This window comes from Pseudoalteromonas sp. 31A1, assembly GCF_011378815.1.
Classification (GTDB): Bacteria; Pseudomonadota; Gammaproteobacteria; order Enterobacterales; family Alteromonadaceae; genus Pseudoalteromonas; species Pseudoalteromonas arctica.
The window spans coordinates 1-679 of sequence record NZ_WTKY01000073.1 but is presented as its reverse complement, the minus strand read 5'-3'; the positions used below and the strand labels follow the sequence as shown (position 1 = coordinate 679).

1 protein-coding gene is annotated in these 679 nt (G+C 41.2%); it reads right to left on the bottom strand.

What is annotated here, in order from left to right; genetic code table 11:
- Positions 1-39 precede the first annotated feature (39 nt).
- On the bottom strand, positions 40-679 hold a 640-nt coding region (locus GQR52_RS20375), incomplete at its 5' end, for a DDE-type integrase/transposase/recombinase (RefSeq protein ID WP_165729617.1).

Sequence of the window (679 nt, the reverse complement as noted above, 5' to 3'; positions counted from 1 at the left end):
GCGGAGTTTTTCAAGTTAGTTGTCGCATCAAATTAAATTTTATGCCGCCCGCATTGCTTCTTTTTTCTCTGGATTTAAATTTACTTCATTGATCATCGTCCAATCTCGAGACTTTCCTGACCAACGACTTGGATTCTGTAATTTCGCCATCTCATTTACCTGATGACGTTTCGCTAGTATCGCTTCATCTAATCCTAAATGACGCTGGTTTGGCGTGACAAATTTAATACCGCTGTGCAAGTGCTCATCGTTGTACCAATCAACAAATCCGCTAACCCACTTTCTTGCGCTACCCATGCTTTCAAAGGCTTTCTCAGGGTATTCCGGGCGATACTTTAACGTCTTAAATAGCGATTCAGAATAAGGATTATCATTACTCACAGACGGTCGGCTAAATGAAGGAACAATACCTAACTCCTGCAATGTCGCTAATAACGTTGCCCCTTTCATTGGACTGCCATTATCCGAGTGCAACGTGACTTGCTCAGGCTTTACCTGCTCTCGCCTGCAAATATCTACCATTAAATCAGCCGCCAGTGTGCTTAGTTGTGTGTCATGAACCTGCCAACCAACTATTTTTCGACTATAAATATCCATCACTAAATATAAGTATAAAAACTGACCTTTAACAGCTGTTGGCAAATACGTGATATCCCCTGTATAAATTTCGTTTACACGT